This window comes from Mycobacterium sp. NPDC048908 (assembly GCF_043197955.1).
In the GTDB taxonomy this organism is placed as follows: domain Bacteria; phylum Actinomycetota; class Actinomycetes; order Mycobacteriales; family Mycobacteriaceae; genus Mycobacterium.
Genome location: NZ_JBICUE010000017.1, coordinates 47,796 through 66,105 on the forward strand (window position 1 = coordinate 47,796; position 18,310 = coordinate 66,105).

Sequence of the window (18,310 nt, forward strand, 5' to 3'; positions counted from 1 at the left end):
GCTCCGGATATGGCTGACACACAAGACGATTCGCAACAACCCGACCGGCCCTCCGACGACGAGATTCAGCTCGCGCCCGAGAAGCCGCTGACCTCGCCGCGCACCGACATGACGGTCGCCGAGATGCGCGGCTGGCTGCGTAACTGGATCGCCAACGCCACCGGCCAGTCGCCCGACAACATCAACGAAGCCGCGCCGCTGGTCGAGCTTGGTCTGTCGTCGCGGGACGCCGTCGCGATGGCCAGTGATATCGAGGACCTCACCGGTGTGACGCTGACCGCCACCGTCGCGTTCCGGCACCCCACCATCGAATCGTTGGCCACCGTCATCATCGAGGGCGAGCCCGAGATCGAAGACACTGGCGTCGAAGAGGATTGGTCCCGCGAGCGCGACGTCGAGGACATCGCCATCGTGGGTATCGCCACCCGCTTCCCCGGCGACATGAACACCCCGGACGAGACCTGGCAGGCGCTGCTGGAGGGCCGCGACGCGATCACCGACCTGCCGGAGGGGCGGTGGGAGGAGTTCCTGTCCGAACCGCGCATCGCCGAGCGCGTCGCCAAGGCGCGCACCCGCGGCGGCTACCTCACCGACATCAAGGGTTTCGACGCCGAGTTCTTCACGCTGTCGAAGATGGAGGCCGACAACCTCGACCCCCAGCAGCGCATGGCACTCGAATTGACGTGGGAGGCACTGGAAAACGCCCGTATTCCGGCGTCAAGCCTGCGCGGTGAGCGGGTCGGGGTCTACATCGGGTCGTCGAACACCGACTACCAGTTCCTTGCGGTGTCGGACCCCACGGTCGCGCATCCGTATGCGATCACCGGGACCACGAGTTCGATCATCGCCAACCGGGTGTCCTACTTCTTCGACTTCCGCGGACCGTCGATGGCCATCGACACCGCGTGCTCCTCGTCGCTGGTGGCCGCACATCAGGGTGTCGCGGCTTTGCGTGCGGGCGAGGCCGACGTCGCTGTGGTCGGCGGCGTGAATGCGCTGATCACTCCGCTGGTGACGATCGGTTTCGACGAGGTCGGCGGCGTGTTGGCGTCCGACGGCCGAATCAAATCGTTCTCGCAGGATGCCGACGGTTACGCGCGCTCCGAGGGCGGCGGCATGCTGGTGCTCAAGCGACTGTCCGACGCCAGGCGTGACGGGGACGAGATCTTCGCAGTGATCGCGGGCAGCGCGGTCAACCACGACGGTCGGTCCAACGGCATGCTCGCGCCGAATCCCGACGCGCAGGCCGAGGTGCTGCGTAAGGCGTACAAGGACGCGGGCATCAACCCGCGCGACGTCGACTACATCGAGGCGCACGGCACCGGCACCATCCTCGGCGACCCGATCGAGGCCGATGCGCTGGGCCGCGTTGTCGGCAGGGGCCGCTCCGCGGACAAGCCGGCGCTGCTCGGCGCGGTGAAATCCAATGTGGGCCATCTGGAATCGGCGGCAGGCGCGGCCAGCCTGGCGAAGATGGCGTTGGCGCTGAAGAACGACAAGATTCCGCCGTCGATCAACTACACCGGTCCGAACCCGTACATCGACTTCGACGCGGTGCATCTGAAGGTGGCTGACACCGTCACCGACTGGCCGCGCTACAGCGGCCACGCGGTCACCGGCGTGTCCGGTTTCGGGTTCGGGGGCGCCAACGCGCACATGGTGCTGCGCGAGGTGCTGCCGTCGGATCTCGTTGAACCGGAAGCAGAACCCGAAGACGAACCGGACAAGCCGAAAGCTTCCGAGGCCGACGCCGTGTACATCGGCGGCGTGCGGATGGATGAGTACGGCGAGTTCATCGATGAGCCGCTTGCGCGAAGAGAAGCGGGCTTCGACCCAGACGGCTCTGACGAGGGTGCCGCACCGCAGCACGCCGCGGCCAGCGATGAAGGGCCGGAACTGCCCGGCCTCACCGACGAGGCGCTGCGCCTGCTCGCGATTGCGCGCGAGGAGCTCGAGGCCGAGGAACAGCCCACTCCGGTTGTGCCGCTCGCGGTTTCAGGGTTCCTGACGTCGCGCAAGAAGGCCACCGCTGCCGAGTTGGCCGACTGGATCGACAGCGCGGAGGGTCGCGCGTCGTCGCTGGAGTCGATCGGTCGCTCGCTGTCGCGGCGCAACCACGGTCGTTCGCGCGCGGTGGTTTTGGCGCACGATCACGACGAGGCCATCAAGGGCCTGCGGGCGCTGGCCGAAGGCAAGCAGAATCCCAACGTGTTCACCGCCGACGGCCCGGTGAGCAACGGGCCGGTGTGGGTGCTTGCCGGATTCGGCGCCCAGCACCGCAAGATGGGCAAGAACCTGTACCTGCGCAACGAGACGTTCGCCGAGTGGATCAACAAGGTCGACGCGCTGATCCAGGACGAGTTGGGTTATTCCATCGTCGAACTGATCCTCGACGACTCGCAGGACTACGGCATCGAGACCACGCAGACGGTGATCTTCGCGATCCAGATCGCGCTCGGCGAATTGCTCAAGGCCCACGGCGCGAAACCCGCTGCGGTGATTGGTCAGTCGCTCGGCGAAGCGGCCGCGGCGTACTTCGCCGGAGGCCTGTCCCTTGCCGACGCCACCCGCACGATCTGCTCGCGTGCCCACCTGATGGGCGAGGGCGAGGCCATGCTGTTCGGCGAGTACATCCGGCTGATGGCGCTCGTCGAGTACTCCATCGACGAGATCGAAACGGTGTTCGCCGACTTCAAGGGCCTCGAGGTGTGCGTGTATGCCGCGCCGACCCAGACCGTCATCGGCGGTCCGCCGGAGCAGGTCGACGCGATCATCGCGCGCGCCGAGTCCGAGGGGAAGTTCGCCCGCAAGTTCCAGACCAAGGGTGCCAGCCACACCTCGCAGATGGACCCGCTGCTCGGCGAACTCGCCGCGGAATTGCAGGGCATCGAACCGCATCCGTTGACCACCGGCTACTTCTCGACGGTGCACGAGGGCAAATACATCCGGCCCGGCGGCGAGCCGATCCACGACGTGGAGTACTGGAAGAAGGGCCTGCGTCACAGCGTCCACTTCACCCAGGGTGTCCGCAACGCCGTCGACAACGGACACACGACCTTCCTCGAGTTGGCACCGAATCCGGTGGCGCTCATGCAGGTTGGCCTGACCACCGCGGCGGCGGGCCTGCACGACGGGCAGCTGATCGCGACGCTGGCCCGCAAGCAGGACGAGGTCGACTCGATGACGTCGGCCATGGCGCAGTTGTTCGTGCACGGCCACGATCTCGACTTCCGCACCTTGTTTTCCCGGGCCGTCCACCCGGGGACTGAGTACGCGAACATCCCGCCCACCAGGTTCAAGCGCAAGCCGCACTGGCTGGACGCGAAGTTCACCGGCGACAGTTCGGTGATGATGCCGGGCAATCACGTCGCGACCCCCGATGGCCGCCACGTGTGGGAGTTCGCACCGAAGGGCCAGCCCGATCTCGGCGCATTGGTGAAAGCCGCTGCGGCGCAGGTTCTTCCTGGCGCGAAGCTGACGGCATTCGAGCAGCGTGCTGTTCCAGGTGACGGTGCCCGACTGGTGACCACGCTGACCCGTCACCCGGGTGGGGCGACGGTGCAGGTGCATGCGCGCATCGACGAGTCGTTCACGTTGGTGTACGACGCGGTGGTGAGCCGCGACGGCGCGGCGGCCGCACTGCCGTCAGCCGTCGGCGTTGGCACGGTGGTCGCCCAGGCCCCTGCGGAAGTCTCTGCTGAGCCCGATGTCGCCGCCGAAGCGGCTCCGGAAATCCTGCAGGACAATCTGACTCAGGGCGCGAACCTCGGTGCGGGCTTTGCCAAGTGGTCGGCGGATACCGGCGAGACGGTGCACGACCGGCTGGCCACGATCGTCGGCGGTGCGATGGGCTACGAACCCGAGGACCTTCCGTGGGAGGTGCCGCTGATCGAACTCGGTCTCGACTCGTTGATGGCGGTGCGGATCAAGAACCGCGTCGAGTACGACTTCGACCTGCCGCCGATCCAGCTGACCGCCGTCCGTGACGCGAACCTCTACGCGGTCGAGAAGCTGATCGAGTATGCGATCGAACACCGCGACGAGGTGGATCAGCTCGCCGAGCACCAGAAGGCGATGACTCCAGAAGAGATTGCCGCCGAACAAGCGCAGTTGATGGGTGGCGCTTCGACGGTCGCCGAACTCGAAGAGACGCTCACCAGTGCAGGCACCGCGACGAATTTCGATGCCGCGGCCGCTGCCGCTCCGCAAAGCGACATCCCGCCGCCGCCAACTGATCCCAGCGGCCCCGCCGGCGCCGTCCCGGCTCCGCCGACCAACCCGGCCGGACCCGACCAGCCGAACGCGGCGTCGGCCGCTGCCAAAGTGCTGACGCAGGAGGCGGTCGTCGAGGCGCTCGGCGCCGACGTGCCGCCACGGGAGGCCGCCGAACGCGTCACGTTCGCGACGTGGGCGATCGTCACCGGCAAGTCGCCGGGCGGCATCTTCAACCCATTGCCCACGCTCGACGACGCAACGTACGAGAAGATGGCGCAACGGCTTTCGGAACGCGCCGAGGGCACCATCACGGTCGACGACGTGAAGAACTCGCCAACCATCGAGGCGCTGGCGACCATCGTGCGCGAGCACCTCGAAGCGGGAGAGGTCGACGGATTCGTCCGTACCTTGCGCGCGCCGCAGGAGGGTTCGAACCGGACTCCGGTGTTCGTGTTCCATCCCGCAGGCGGCTCGACGGTGGTGTACGAGCCGCTGCTGAAGCGGCTGCCCGCCGACACCCCGATGTACGGCTTCGAGCGGGTCGAGGGCTCGATCGAGGAGCGTGCCGCGGCATACCTGCCGAAGCTGCTGGAGCTGGGCGGCAACGGGCCGTTCATCTTGGTCGGTTGGTCGCTGGGCGGTGCGTTGGCCTACGCGTGCGCGATCGGGCTCGAACGCGCGGGCGCCGACGTCCGGTTCGTCGGGCTGATCGACATGGTCCGCCCCGGCGAGGAGATCCCGAAGACCAAGGAGGAGACCCGCGCCCGATGGGACCGCTACGCGCGGTTCGCGGAGCGCACCTTCAATGTCGAGGTGCCCCCGATCCCGTACGAGCAGCTCGAGGAACTCGACGACGAGGGCCAGGTGCAGTTCGTGCTCGACGCGGTCAAGGAAAGCGGCGTGCAGATCCCCGGCGGCGTCATCGAGCACCAGCGCACGTCCTACCTGGACAACCGGTTGCTCGAGACCGTGGAGATCCAGCCTTACGACGGGCACGTCACTCTCTACATGGCCGACAGGTACCACGACGACGCGATCTTCTTCGAGCCGCGCTACGCCATCCGTCAGCCCGACGGTGGGTGGGGTGAGTTCGTCGCCGACCTCGAGGTCGTGCCGATCGGGGGTGAGCACATCCAGGCCATCGACGAGCCGTACATTGCGAAGGTCGGCGCGCACATGAGCGAGGCGATCAACCGCATCGAACGCGTCGCCTTCGAGGCGAAGTAGGACTAGGAGCACCAGTCGAAGTGACGAATCGAACCACCGCGGCACTGCTGGCTGAACTCCGCGAGAAGCTCGAGCTGGCGAAGGAGCCCGGCGGCGAGAAGGCCGTCGCCAAGCGGGACAAGAAGGGCATCCCCAGTGCCCGCGCCCGCATCAACGCGCTCGTCGACCCCGGCAGCTTCCTGGAGATCGGTGCACTCGCCAAGACGCCGGGCGATCCCAACGCGTTGTTCGGCGACGGCGTGGTCACGGGGCACGGCACCATCAACGGCAGGCCGGTCGGCGTGTTCAGCCACGACCAGACCGTGTTCCAGGGTTCGGTAGGCGAGATGTTCGGCCGCAAGGTCGCCAAGCTGATGGAATGGGTGGCCATGGTCGGGTGCCCGATCATCGGCATCAACGACTCGGCCGGTGCCCGTATTCAGGACGCGGTGACGTCGCTGGCGTGGTACGCCGAGCTGGGCCGCCGCCACGAGCTGCTGCGAGGCCTGGTCCCCGAAATCTCCATCATCCTCGGCAAATGCGCTGGGGGAGCGGTGTATTCACCGATCCAGACCGACCTGGTGGTGGCCGTGCGCGACCAGGGCTACATGTTCGTCACCGGCCCCGACGTCATCAAGGACGTCACCGGCGAGGACGTCTCGCTCGACGAGCTCGGCGGCGCCGACGCTCAGGCCCGATACGGCAACATCCACCAGGTGGTCGAGGACGAAGCCGCGGCCTTCCAGTACGTCCGTGACTATTTGAGCTTCCTGCCGCCCAATACCTTTGATGATCCGCCGATCGTCAATCCAGGTCTCGAGCCGGAGATCACCCCGCACGACTACGAACTCGATTCGATCGTGCCGGACAGCGACAACATGGCCTACGACATGCACGAGATCTTGTTGCGGATCTTCGACGACGGCGACGTCTTCGACGTCGGTGCGCAGCGCGGCCAGGCGATGATCACCGCCTTCGCGCGCGTCGACGGCCGTCCCGTCGGGGTGATCGCCAACCAGCCGATGCATCTGTCGGGTTCGATCGACAACGAGGCCTCCGACAAGGCCGCCGGTTTCGTCCGGTTCTGCGATTCCTACAATCTGCCACTGGTTTTCGTCGTCGACACCCCCGGCTTCCTGCCCGGCGTCGAACAGGAGAAGGGCGGCATCATCAAACGCGGCGGCCGGTTCCTGAACGCCGTCGTCGAGGCTGACGTGCCGAAGGTGACGATCACCATTCGCAAGTCATACGGCGGCGCGTACGCCGTGATGGGGTCCAAGCAGTTGTCCGCCGACCTGAACTTCGCGTGGCCGACCGCGCGGATCGCGGTGATCGGCGCCGAGGGGGCCGCACAGCTTCTGGTGAAACGGTTCCCCGACCCCACCGCGCCTGAGGTGCAAAAGATCCGCGCCGACTTCATCGAGGGCTACAACCTCAACATGGCCACCCCGTGGATCGCCGCCGAACGCGGCTACATCGACGCGGTGATCCAGCCGCACGAGACCCGCTTGCTGCTGCGCAAGTCGCTGCGGCTGCTGCGCGACAAGCAGATCACCCGTGTGCAGCGCAAGCATGGCCTGACCCCGATCTAGATCAACCATTAAGATTCGCCCATGCCGCTAACGGACGGCGAGGTGATCGCGGGGTACACCATCCTGCGATCGCTTGGCGCTGGCGGAATGGGTGAGGTCTATCTGGCCCAGCATCCGCGGTTACCGCGCCGCGACGCGCTGAAGGTCCTCTCGGCCACGGTCTGCGCGGAAAGCGAGTACCGGGAGCGGTTCAACCGCGAAGCCGACATCGCGGCAACCCTCTGGCACCCGCACATCGTCGAGGTGCACGACCGCGGCGATGTCGACGGCCGACTGTGGATCTCGATGGACTACGTCGAGGGCACCGACGCCGGACGTCTGCTCGCCGAGCGGTATCCGAACGGCATGCCTGCCGACGAGGTCGTGCGGATCGTCACCGCGGTCGCCGACGCGCTCGACTACGCCCACCAGAAAGGCCTGCTGCACCGTGACGTGAAACCGGCCAACATCCTGATGACCGCCAAGGAATCGGATGGCGCGCGAATCATGTTGGCCGACTTCGGGATTGCCCGCTGGATCGGCGAACCCAGCGCGCTGACCGGGACGAACATGACCGTCGGCACGGTATCGTACTCCGCGCCCGAGCAACTCAAGGGCGAAGAGATCGACGGGCGTGCCGACCAGTACGCACTCGCAGCGACCGCCTTCCAATTGCTCACCGGCACACCACCTTTCCAGCACAGCAATCCCGCCGTAGTGATCAGCAAGCATCTGACGGCCGCTCCACCGCACATCGGCGCTCGCAGGCCGGAGTTGTCCAGTCTTGGCCCGGTGTTCGACAAGGCGTTGGCGAAGTCGCCGAAGGACCGCTACGACCGGTGCATCGACTTCGCGCGCGCACTCGCTCACCACATCGGCAGCGAGGACCGCGAACTCAGCGCTGACGAGACCAAGCTGGCCGTCCCGGTGACCGGTCCCAGGCATGCCGGACCGGAAGTGAACGTGCGGCGGCGAGCGCTGATTGGCACCGCTGCGGTGCTCGTCGTGATCGCCATCGCCGCAATCGCGTTCGTGATGTTCGATCGCACACACGACCGCGCCGCAGAAGCCAGGCCGCAGCCGACGGCGTCATCGCCCGCCCCGGCCCCGCCTGCCAGCGTCACGTTGCCTGTGGTGCTGGTCGGGGCCAACTGCGCGACGCTCGGTGCGGCGGGTATCACCGAAACCGGCGCACCCGCCTATTGCGCGCACCTGCCGACGACGAACGCGACGATCTGGTCGCTGTACCCGGGGGAGATCGCCAGCCCGACCGCAACTGCAGGCCCCAACGACGAGGTGTACCCGTCGGAGACGGAAGGCCCGGTGTTGGTCTGTATGGAGCAGACCGGAAAGTCGCGGCTGGACTGCCACGACGACATCGTGCAGGGCAACGTGCCCACGTCGGCCCCGCCGTCGTGAGTTTCAGCGCCGAACCCATCGGACAATGACGGTTCCATCGCTGCCGAGCAGTACGGTACTTCGCTGCATGTGAATCTCGACATGCGCAACGGTGGCGGCCACGCGTCGGGCGGGCCCGGCGACCATCATGGGGCTTGTGGTCAAGCACAGTTCGTCGATTTCGTTGTCCGCGACCAACTGCGAGAAGAAGGTGGGACCTCCCTCGACGAGAACGCGGTTCAAGCCGAGGTCGGCCAGCGCGTGCCGTATTGACGCAGAGGCGATCCTGCCGTCGGGCATCTGTTTGACAATCGCGCCGGAGGCTTCGAGTGCTCGACGGGCTGATCTGTCGGCGCTCCTCGAAACGATCACGATCGGCGGCGTGGAATTGTGGAGCAGCTGCGGCGAGATGACGCCGCTGCTGGACACCACCGCCACGTGCAGAGCGGCGGCCAGTCCGCGCGACAACCGCCAGCTTCGCGCTTCGGGAATCAGCTGAATATCGAGGTAGGGCTTGGACTTTGCCGTAGTGGCACCGACCAGAATCACATCCGCGACCTCTCGCAATCGGCTGAAGACCCGGCGGTCCGTCGGCGTGCCCAGTTTCCGGCCTGCGCCGTCGAGTGTCACCGCGCCGTCAATGCTGGCAATGAAATTCGCGCGGAATCTCGGTCGGCTGAGGTCTTCGGGGTAGGCGAAGATGTCGCGGAGTGCGTCGTCGGTGAGCGTCTCAGTCTCATACGAAGCCGAATAGGACTTGCCGGCAACAGCGGTCATAGTGCGGCGCTCACATTTCTTCCGGGTGGGTGTGTCACCACGCTGGCTTCGGGTGACCGGTGGCCGACGAGAAACACTGCGGTGATCGCGCCCAGCGCCGCGACAACGGCCGGCAAGATCATCGATTCTCTGAGGGACATCGAGGCCATCAGCGCGGCGATGCAGGCGCTACCGAGCACGGCCCCGATCTGCCGGACCGTGTTGTAGACGCCTGAGCCCGCACCCGCAAGCTCGGCCGGCAACGTCCGAGATGCCGCGACTGCCAACGGTTCCCACACCATTGCACCTGCGGCGCCCATCATGGCCAGGGGTAGCATCAACTGCCATGGCGGCGTGCCGGGGGTCATTTCCGCCGCAAGCCAGAGCAAGGCGATGGTGAGTATCGCGAAGCCGAGTCCAATGATCGGGCGAACCGGCACGCGGTCGACAAGGCGTCCGACGACGGGGGCCAGTACCCCGGTCGCGATCGCCATCGGCGCGGTGACAAGTGCCGAACGGATCGGCGGGAGTCCGCCCACCTCTTGCAGGTAGAACATCAGCGGAATGGCACACGCGATGGCCGTGAAGCTGATCATCGCGACGCCGGCACTGGCCAAGCCGAAGTCGCGGTGAGAAAACAACGTCAGCGGAATCAGCGGTTCATGGTGCCCGACGCGCTGCCAGAAGATGAACACGACGATCACGGCAAGGCCGCAGGCGATCACGCCCCAAATCCACGACGCCCAACCGTGGTGCTGTCCCTCCTGCAATCCGAACACGATCAGGCAGATGCCGACGCCGGACAATGCCACACCGAACGGGTCCAGCCGGTGAGGTCGACCGGGTATCGCAGGGACCGCCCGCGCGGCCAGACCGAGGCCGATGAGGCCGAGCGGGGCGTTGACGAGGAAAATCCACCGCCAGCCCAACGAATCCACGAGGGCGCCGCCGGCCAAGGGGCCGACGAACATCCCGATCCCTGCGGTGGCGCCCCAGATGCTCATCGCGATGCCGCGCCGTTCGGGTGGAAAGGTCCGGGTGATCGCCGACAAGGTCTGCGGTGTCATCAGCGCGGCGCCTACCCCCTGGGCGACCCGTCCTCCGATCAGCAGCCCGATGGATCCGGCCGTGCCGCACCAAACCGACGCCGCGGTGAACACGGCAAGGCCGGCCAGGTACACGTTCTTCGGTCCGAACCGATCTCCGAGCCGTCCGCCGAGCAGCATCAACACCGCGAAAGCCGACAGGTAGGCGCTCGTCACCCAGATCACCGCGTCATAGGAGGCGCTGAATTGTTGTTTGATGACCGGGTTGGCGACCGTGACCACGGTCGAGTCGACGACGATGAGGAAGAAGCCGACCATCATCGACCACACTGCCCGCATCGCCCGGAGCGGGGGGCTCTCTGTCGGCGCGCAGGTCATGAGATCACTGGCGAAGCAGCAGGTGCAGAGCCTCGGCACGCGACGCCGGATCGGTGGCGAACTGACCGCGCACCGCGGAGGTGGTCGTCACGGCCCCTGGTTTCCGGACGCCGCGCATCGCCATGCACAGGTGTTCGGCCTCGACGATGACAATGACGCCGCGGGGGTTCATTTTGCGCATGAAGCTGTCGGCAATTTGCCCAGTGAGCCGTTCCTGGACCTGAGGCCGCCTGGCGTACAAGTCCACTAAGCGCGCGATTTTCGACAATCCGGTGACCATGCCGTCGTCGCCGGGAAGATAGCCAACATGGGCGACTCCGTGGAAAGAAACCAGGTGATGTTCACATGTGGAGTACATCGGAATTTGCTTGACTAGCACGAGTTCGCCGTGTTGTTCGTCGAACATCGTGGTCAACACGTCGTCGGGCTCGGCATACAGGCCGGCGAACGTCTCGCGGTAGGCGCGGGCGACACGGGCCGGAGTATCCCGCAGGCCATCGCGGTAGGGATCCTCGCCAAGTGCCACCAGCAAGTCGAATATCGCGGCTTCGACGGCGGCCTGATCGAAAGTGCGAGCAGGTTTCAGTTTCACGTGAGGCGTTTGTGGTACTTCTCTTGACTGCAGCATTAATACCTCCCCGCAACACCACATAACGCAGCCAATAATCGTTTGCTGCGTGGCGTAATTATCGAGTAGCCGCTATTACTAGTAGCAGAGCATTTACGACGCCGTCAGCGTTTTTGAACAACTCGGTTGCTGACGGCGACGCTCAGATCGCGGGCAACTCCAGCTGTGGCGCCGCCATGGCGCGGGTAGGGTGCCGGAATCACCGCGGCCCGCCGCCGAGACGCCTCTGTCAGCACCCGTCTCCGCCTCGGTGTGCGGCGCGGGCCAGTTGGCCGCGTTGTCCGGATGGAAGGACCGGTAGTCGGCTTCGGGCATGACATAGCGGGCATTGGGAAATGTCGGCACCCAGGCGGCATCACGGCGCATCGGATTCCACCCGACGTGGTCGGAGTGCAGGTGCGTATCGATGACGACGTCAACGGCTGCCGGGTCGATGCCCGCCGTGTGAAGCGATGCGACGAAGTCGGTGTCCAGATGATCGAACGGTGTCATCCCGGGGCTCGCGGTCATTGCCGACGCCGGTGTCAACCAGCACCGTCAACCCGTCGACCTGAACGACCCAGTCTGCAACGCGATTCGCAAACCGCTCTCGACACCGGATTCGACTACGCGGGTCAGGGCCGCGCTGCCGAGCCGGATTTGGTGCGCCACTAGGCTCCGATGCGGATCTTGCCGGGTTTCCAGAGCCCGCTACGGGTGGCGGTGCCGAAGTCGATTTGAGCGGGCTGGGCAGCCTTGGCGTCCGGCGTCATCTCGAACTTGCGAAGCGAACCCCAGTCGCGTCCCCAGTCGTTGGACAGGTACGTCGCCATCACATGCGCGCGCAGCAGTAGGTCGGTGATGCCGAGCAGGCCGCCGTTGAGGCCGTCTTCCCAGGTGTCGGTGTCCTTGCGCTTCGCGTTGTAGTCCGGTGTGATGCGGAACTTCGGAATCTCGGTCACCCCGTTGGCGTGCAGCATTGGCTGCTGGCACGGGAAGGCAAGTCCGACAGCCCAATCCATCAGCACCGGCTGTGTCGAGCCGACATACTCCTGGACCGACCGCAGCTCCGGCACCCGTGGCGGTGTCACCGCGACCCAATCGCCTGGCGTGAGTGACAGATCCTCCGCCACCACCCGGACCGCGACCGCATCCGCCGGAATCTGTGACCGCGGGAACCGAAGGTTGCGCCACGACGGAATCGGGCCGAGGTCGTAGGGCACCAGCCTGCCCGCGGGCACCGGCGTGCCGTCCGGTCCCGGCCGCGCATACTCCAATTCGACCTTCTGGGCCTCGGTCCGGCCGTTGAAGACGCTGTCGCCGGTGATGGTCCCCGCCGCGGTGATGACCACCAGCGGATGCGCGTTGTCAGGCGTGGGCAGTCGATACCACGCCGAGGCCAACCGGCTCTGCTGCTGCGGCCCCTCGACGTAGGTGCCGGCCAGCGGGACTCGGCCCGGGTCGAGGCCGTACGGCAGCGGCACTGTGGACCCGTTGACGCCGGGCGTCTTGAGCTTGATGGGGTGATCCCAGTCGTAGTCGGTGCCCGGCTGCGGCAGATTCTGCCGAATGGTCTCGGCGACAATCTTTTCCGGTACGCCACCGGGAATGAAGCCCACCGGCTTGTCGCCTCCGAGCGGGCCGAGCGGACCGTAGTTGCCTGGCATCGGGGTCAGGAACCCGTCGTTGGAATCGGGTTCGACGAGCACGTCGTCGGCCAGCCCACAGCCGCCGGTGAACGCGCGCAGATTCGCCCACGCGTTGGAGTAGGTCGGGTATTGGCGCACGATGCCTGCTGTCATCGACCCGACGAAGACCAGCACCATGAACCCCGCCGCAACGGGGACCGGTGCCGCGGTCAGCGCCCGCGCGATGCGGCCCTCGCCGTGGTCGCGGGCCACGAAGTGCAACCAAGTGGCGTAGATGGCGGTGACGGCGAACAGCAGGAAGAAGATGAAACTGACTGTGAGCCCGACGATCTTCGGTGTCGCGTTGTTGAACGGCACGCCGTAACTCGACACGTACCACCAGCCGTTGGTGGTGGCGAAACACAGCGCCAGCGTGAAGAACACCGCGGCGAGGAACGCCATCCGGTTGCGTGACCACCGCATCACGGCAGGCGACACCAGTACCGTGGCCACCGCGGCCATCGCCGCGCCCACCGCGGCGAACAAACCGAAGTGATGCACCCATTTGGTCGGGGTGAACATCAGAAAGAACATGGTGCCGAAGATGACGCCCATCAACCGCCACACCGGGCCGCGCGCCACCCCGGGAACCCGCTTGCGGCGCAACATGATGAACATTGCGGCGAACAGCGACAGCGCGGTGAAGAAGAAACCGAACCGACGCGAGAGCGAACCGTCGACCGTCGGCAGGAACAGGTAGTAGTAGCGCAGATTCTCCGTGTACCAGGCCTGACTCGGCCCGATCGCGGTGCGAATCCTGGTGGCCTCCAGCACCGTCGCCAGCGTTTGGTCGGCGAACACCACAGTGAGGATCACGGTGCCCGCGGCAAGCAGCGGCGCAACCAGCGGCCAGGTGCCGACGATCCGGTGTCGTTTCACCAGGATTCGCAGGATCGGCCTGCCGCCGGCCAGCAGCGCGGCGACCGCGATCAACCCGGTCGGCTGGATGCCCAACGTGAATGCGGCCGTCAGGATCGCCAATGCCGCTGGCGTCATCCGGCTGGAGATGATCGCCCGTTCGATCAGCACATAGGTGATCAGCGCGCCGGTGGCGATCTGCCCCTCTGGACGCAGGCCGTTGTTGAACGGCATCCACGCCCCCAGCAACACCAGCCCGGCGGCCCACACCGCGGGCTTGCTGGCCGCTACCGCTGGGCCGAGTCGCGGCAGCACTTCGCGGGAAAGCAAGAGCCAGCAGACGATTCCGCAGACCAGATCGGGCAGTCTGATCCAGATGCTCGCGTCGCTGACGCCGGTCATCACCGCCAGCAGGTTGTAGTACCAGCCGAACGGATCCTCTGGGCTGCCGAACCAGCGGAAGTAGTTCGACATGTATCCGGCGTGCCCGGCGACGCGGGCCATCTGGAGGATGTAGCCGTCGTCGGAGGAGTTCGCGCCGATCACGTGCCAAACCACGAAGCCGCCGATGACCACGACATCGGTGCTGGAGAACGTGCGCCAGCGCTGAGGAAGCCAACGCTGCATCCGGCGACCGTCGAGCCGGTCCAGTCGCCACAACGCGACCAGCGCGATGATCGTCGAGACGATCGCCAGCAGCATCGCGGTCAACTTCAAAGCCGTTGGTTTGGTGGAGAACCGGGTGTCGATGACGGCCGATGCACTCAGTCCCTGCGGTGCGGGTCCGGTCAGGTCGGTGAAGATGCCGACGATCGAGGGGCGCAGGTTGGGGTCGGTGAACCCCGACCGCTGGTCCGCGCCCGTCTTCGGATCGGTGAGCCCGACAAAGGTCGCGAACGTGCCCGCCTCCGACGAGGTGATCTCGATGCGCTGACAGCCTGCCGTTTTGTCCCGCGGCACGCTGGCGACCACCACGTTGCGGTCGGTGATGTCGACGCGTTGGCGGTTGACGTTGACGAACAGCGACTGCAACGCGGCCTGTTTGCCGTCCTTCGGCGCGGTGCTCAGCACCGTCCCGCCGGCAGGGGCCATGGTGCGGATCACCTCGCACGGCACCGTCACGGTCATGGTCACCGGTACCTGCGAAATCAGCGGTGCCGTCACATTGTTCAACTGGCCGCCCTGCGGCCAGTTCAATGTCGCGGTGGTCTGCACGACCGGCAGCAGGGGCGTGGCGACCGAGAGGATGAACCCGATCAGGCCCGCGATCGTCGCCGTCCAGCGCGCGACCCTGATGTCGCTCATGGCCCCCGTCATGGCAAGGCCCTGATCGGTCCACTGCGGCTCCAGCCGAACACCCGCTTCGCGCCTTGGTCGATCACCGCATTGGGGGCTTGCGACTCCGGCACGACGCGGTTGTACCGCTCGATCCAGCCCCAGTCGCGGTACCAGTCATTGCGCAGATAGGTCGGCACGGTGCTGGTGCCCAACAGCGACTGGATGAACAGGAACGGTCCGCCGCCCTCGGCGGACTGCCACTGTTTCGACGACACCACCACTTGCTTGAAGTTCGGCAGGATGCGGTACTCCGGAAGTTCAGCAACGCCAAGGTGTTCGGAGAACGGGCGTTGGCATGGAAAGTTCGCCGCGGTGGCGATGTCCATCAACACCGGTGTGTGCGAACCTAGTAGCTGTTGCGCGGTCTCGAGCACAGGCACCCGCGGCGGGGTGAACGCGAACCACTGGTCGGTGGACAGGTTTGGATCGTCGGCGACGATGCGTGCGACGTTGGCCTCTGGTGGTGCCAGGGCAAGCGGGAAACGCAGGTTGCGCCAAGCCTTTTGGGGGAAGATGTCGATCGGCTGGACCTGACCCAGGGCCTGGTAGCTGCCGTCGGGCCGGTGCACGCCCCATTCGAGCTTGAGAGACTGGCCGTAGTTGAAGGAGCCGTCCTCCTCGTAATACCAGATCGCGCCCGCGGCGGCGACCGTCACCAGCGGACGGTCCGGCGTGCGCGGCGGCAGCTGATACCACGCCGAAGTGACCTTGGCCGCAACGGTGTTCTCGTTGTAGCTGCCCATGACCGGGGTGCGTTTGGGGTCCAGGCCGAACGGCAAAAAGGCGTTCGATCCGTTGACTCCCACGGGCCCGTAACCGCCGCCGGTGCCCGCCGCGTACCCGATGCCGATGTTGGGCTCGTTGGGTGAACCAGGGGAGTTCACGGTGCCGGGGTTCGCGGTGACAGGCTCGGCGGGCTCCAGCGTGTCGCTGACACCGTTGGGCGTGAACCCGACCGGGTTCTCGCCACCGAGCGGACCGTACTGGCCGAACCGCTGCCCCGGAACAGGTTGCAGCAGGCCGGCATTCGCGTCGGGTTCGACGAGAACGTCGTCGGCCATGGCACAACTGTTGTTGGAAAGGCCAGAGACGGCAGCGTCGATGTTGGCCTTGGCCGTGGTGTAGGTGGGATAGCGCTGCGCAGCGCCTTTGGCCATCGAACCCACTTCCAGCACCACCATGATGATCGCCACGACGAGCAGCGGGGTGGACGCCAACACGCGGTTGCGTCGGGTGTTGGCGACCTGCGTGTGCCCGGTGTAGTCCATCCTGAAGTGCAGCCAGCCGGCCAGCAGGCCTGTCACGATCGCCAGGCCCAGGAAGATGCCGGTCACCGGTATCCCGACGATCACCGGTTGCTTGTCGAACCACGGCACCCCGTAGTTGCCGACGTAGAACCAGCCGTTGATACCCGATGTGGCCCATGCCAATACGAACAGCAGTGCGGTCACATACAGCGCCAGGTTGCGTCGGCTGTGCAGCCCGACCCGCGCGAACGCGAACGCCGCCACCCCGCCGAGTGCGCCCGCCAGACCCGCGAACGCACCGAACTGCACGGCCCACTTCGTCGGGGTGAACGTCAACAGCAGCAGACCCACCGCCGTCGCACCCACCAACCGCCACACCGGCCCTGTCGCCATGCCGGGGACACCGCGGCGGCGCAGCAGCACCGCCAGCATGCCGAACAAGCAGACCAACAGCACCAGCACGGCGAAGCGTCGGGTCAGCGACGAGTCCGCGCTGTCCTCGACGGTCAGGAAGTAGTAGCGCAGAAAGTCCTGATACCAAGGGATGGTCGGCCCGACTTTGTACTTGATGCGGGCCGATTCAGCGACGGTCGCCAGCGTCTGGTCGCGGAACACCACCACGAAGATCAGCGACAACGCGGCAGCCAGCGGAGCCAACTGGGCCGCCAGTCCGTCCACCACACGCCTACTGCGCACCACTTTGGCGACGGCCCGCGCACCGACCAACAGCGGCGCCAAGGCGATCAGGCCCTGCGGTGCCAGCGTCACGCTGAACACCGCGATGACGATCGCGACGGCGGCGGGCCACAACCGGCGGGTGGCGATTGCATTCTCGATCAGCGCCCACGCCGCGATCGCACCGAACGCGATCAGCGGTTCGGGGCGAAGGCCATTGTTGAACGGCAGCCAGGCCGCCAGGAACGTCGCGCCCGCCGTCCACACCGCCACCCGGTTGCCTGCCAGGCGCCTGCCCAGCCTCGGCAGCGCCCAGCGGCTGATGATCAGCCACGTGCCGATGGCGGCCAGCGTGGCGGGCACCCGCATCCACACGCCTGCCGTGCTGATCGCGGCCATGTGCGCGAGCACCGACTGATACCAGTCGAACGGCGCCTCCGTCGCACCGAAGAAGCGGTAGTAGTTGGCGGCGTAGCCGGCGTCGGCGGACACCCGGGCGATGGTGAGGTTGTAGCCGTCATCGGAGGAGATCGCGCCGATCAGATGCCAGAGCACCAGCGTGCCGACGACGCCGATGTCGACGATCCATGTCGACGGGCCCACCCGCCAGAACCGTCGCCAGGCGGCGCGCAGGCGGCGGCCAGAGCGCCGGTCGAGTAATCCCAGCGCCACGATCGACGCGATCACGCACAGGACGCCCAACAGCATCACGGCGAGCTTCAACGCCGACGGTGAGGTGATGAACCTGGTGTCCACGTCGATGCGCGCCGACAAGGCGGGTTGAGCGGCCACCTTGAGGTCGGTGAACACGCCCGTCACTTGGGGCTTCTTCTCAGGGGCCAGCGTGCCGGTGGCGCCGGGAATGCCGACGAAGTCGGCTCCGAGGCTGCCGGGGTTGGCCCAGACGTGCAGTGTGCGGCACGCGCCGGACGCGACCGCGGCCCTCGGCGCCACCGCGGCCACCGAGTCACGGAAGGCGACGACCACGGAGGTGGCGTTGGCCGTGACGAATAGTCCGTTGCGGGTCGCCTCGATGCCTGCCGACGGATTGGTCGACAGCACCACGCCGCCGCTGGCGGGCAGGGTCGCGATCGCCTGGCAGGGGATCGAGATGTCGAGTGCCTGCGGAGCGCCGGACACCAGCGGGGCGGTGACGTCGCTGACCAGCCCGTCGGGGCCGGGCGCCTGCGGCCACGTGATCGTCGCGGTGGTCTGGTTGACGGGGAGCAGCGGCGTGAGCCCGCACAACACGACGCCCAAGATGCCTGCGATGACGGCGATCAGCCGGGCAATGCGGTGGGCAGGCACGAGGCTCGATGGTAGGCGA

General features: G+C 66.5%; 9 protein-coding genes. 3 read left to right on the top strand and 6 right to left on the bottom strand.

What is annotated here, in order from left to right; genetic code table 11:
* Positions 1 to 108 precede the first annotated feature (108 nt).
* Genes pks13 through ACGFK1_RS28590 form a run of 3 tightly spaced genes read left to right on the top strand, consistent with a single transcriptional unit; the run spans position 109 to position 8,411 of the window.
* Entirely contained in the window at positions 109 to 5,442 is a 5,334-nt protein-coding gene (pks13, locus tag ACGFK1_RS28580) for a polyketide synthase Pks13 (RefSeq protein ID WP_393437777.1), read from the top strand.
* A gap of 20 nt (positions 5,443 to 5,462) precedes the next feature.
* A complete protein-coding gene (locus ACGFK1_RS28585) occupies positions 5,463 to 7,013 on the top strand; it encodes an acyl-CoA carboxylase subunit beta (protein ID WP_393437634.1) in 1,551 nt (516 codons plus the stop codon).
* Positions 7,014 to 7,034: 21 nt separating this feature from the next.
* The gene (locus ACGFK1_RS28590; RefSeq protein WP_393437637.1) at positions 7,035 to 8,411 is read left to right on the top strand and encodes a serine/threonine-protein kinase; all 1,377 of its coding nucleotides are present in this window, start codon (positions 7,035 to 7,037) and stop codon (positions 8,409 to 8,411) included.
* Positions 8,412 to 8,414: 3 nt separating this feature from the next.
* Here ACGFK1_RS28590 and ACGFK1_RS28595 read toward each other — a convergent pair whose 3' ends face one another.
* From ACGFK1_RS28595 to ACGFK1_RS28620, 6 genes are all read right to left on the bottom strand, one after another.
* Positions 8,415 to 9,167 carry a dihydrofolate reductase family protein gene (locus tag ACGFK1_RS28595; RefSeq protein WP_393437640.1) on the bottom strand — a complete coding sequence of 251 codons (753 nt, stop codon included), beginning with the start codon at positions 9,165 to 9,167 and terminating at the stop codon, positions 8,415 to 8,417.
* Positions 9,164 to 10,531, bottom strand: coding sequence for a DHA2 family efflux MFS transporter permease subunit (locus ACGFK1_RS28600; protein WP_393437643.1), 1,368 nt, complete (start codon positions 10,529 to 10,531; stop codon positions 9,164 to 9,166). Before ACGFK1_RS28600 ends, ACGFK1_RS28595 begins: the two co-directional genes overlap by 4 nt.
* A gap of 43 nt (positions 10,532 to 10,574) precedes the next feature.
* Positions 10,575 to 11,198: a GTP cyclohydrolase I FolE gene (folE, locus tag ACGFK1_RS28605; protein WP_393437645.1), complete on the bottom strand. Its 624-nt coding sequence runs from the start codon at positions 11,196 to 11,198 to the stop codon at positions 10,575 to 10,577.
* A gap of 93 nt (positions 11,199 to 11,291) precedes the next feature.
* Positions 11,292 to 11,708, bottom strand: coding sequence for an MBL fold metallo-hydrolase (locus tag ACGFK1_RS28610; RefSeq protein WP_393437648.1), 417 nt, complete (start codon positions 11,706 to 11,708; stop codon positions 11,292 to 11,294).
* 140 nt (positions 11,709 to 11,848) lie between these two features.
* Positions 11,849 to 15,040 (bottom strand): arabinosyltransferase domain-containing protein, encoded by a 3,192-nt coding sequence (locus tag ACGFK1_RS28615; protein ID WP_393437651.1) that lies wholly within the window; start codon positions 15,038 to 15,040, stop codon positions 11,849 to 11,851.
* A complete protein-coding gene (locus tag ACGFK1_RS28620; RefSeq protein ID WP_393437654.1) occupies positions 15,037 to 18,291 on the bottom strand; it encodes an arabinosyltransferase domain-containing protein in 3,255 nt (1,084 codons plus the stop codon). Before ACGFK1_RS28620 ends, ACGFK1_RS28615 begins: the two co-directional genes overlap by 4 nt.
* Between the last annotated feature and the right edge of the window lie 19 nt (positions 18,292 to 18,310).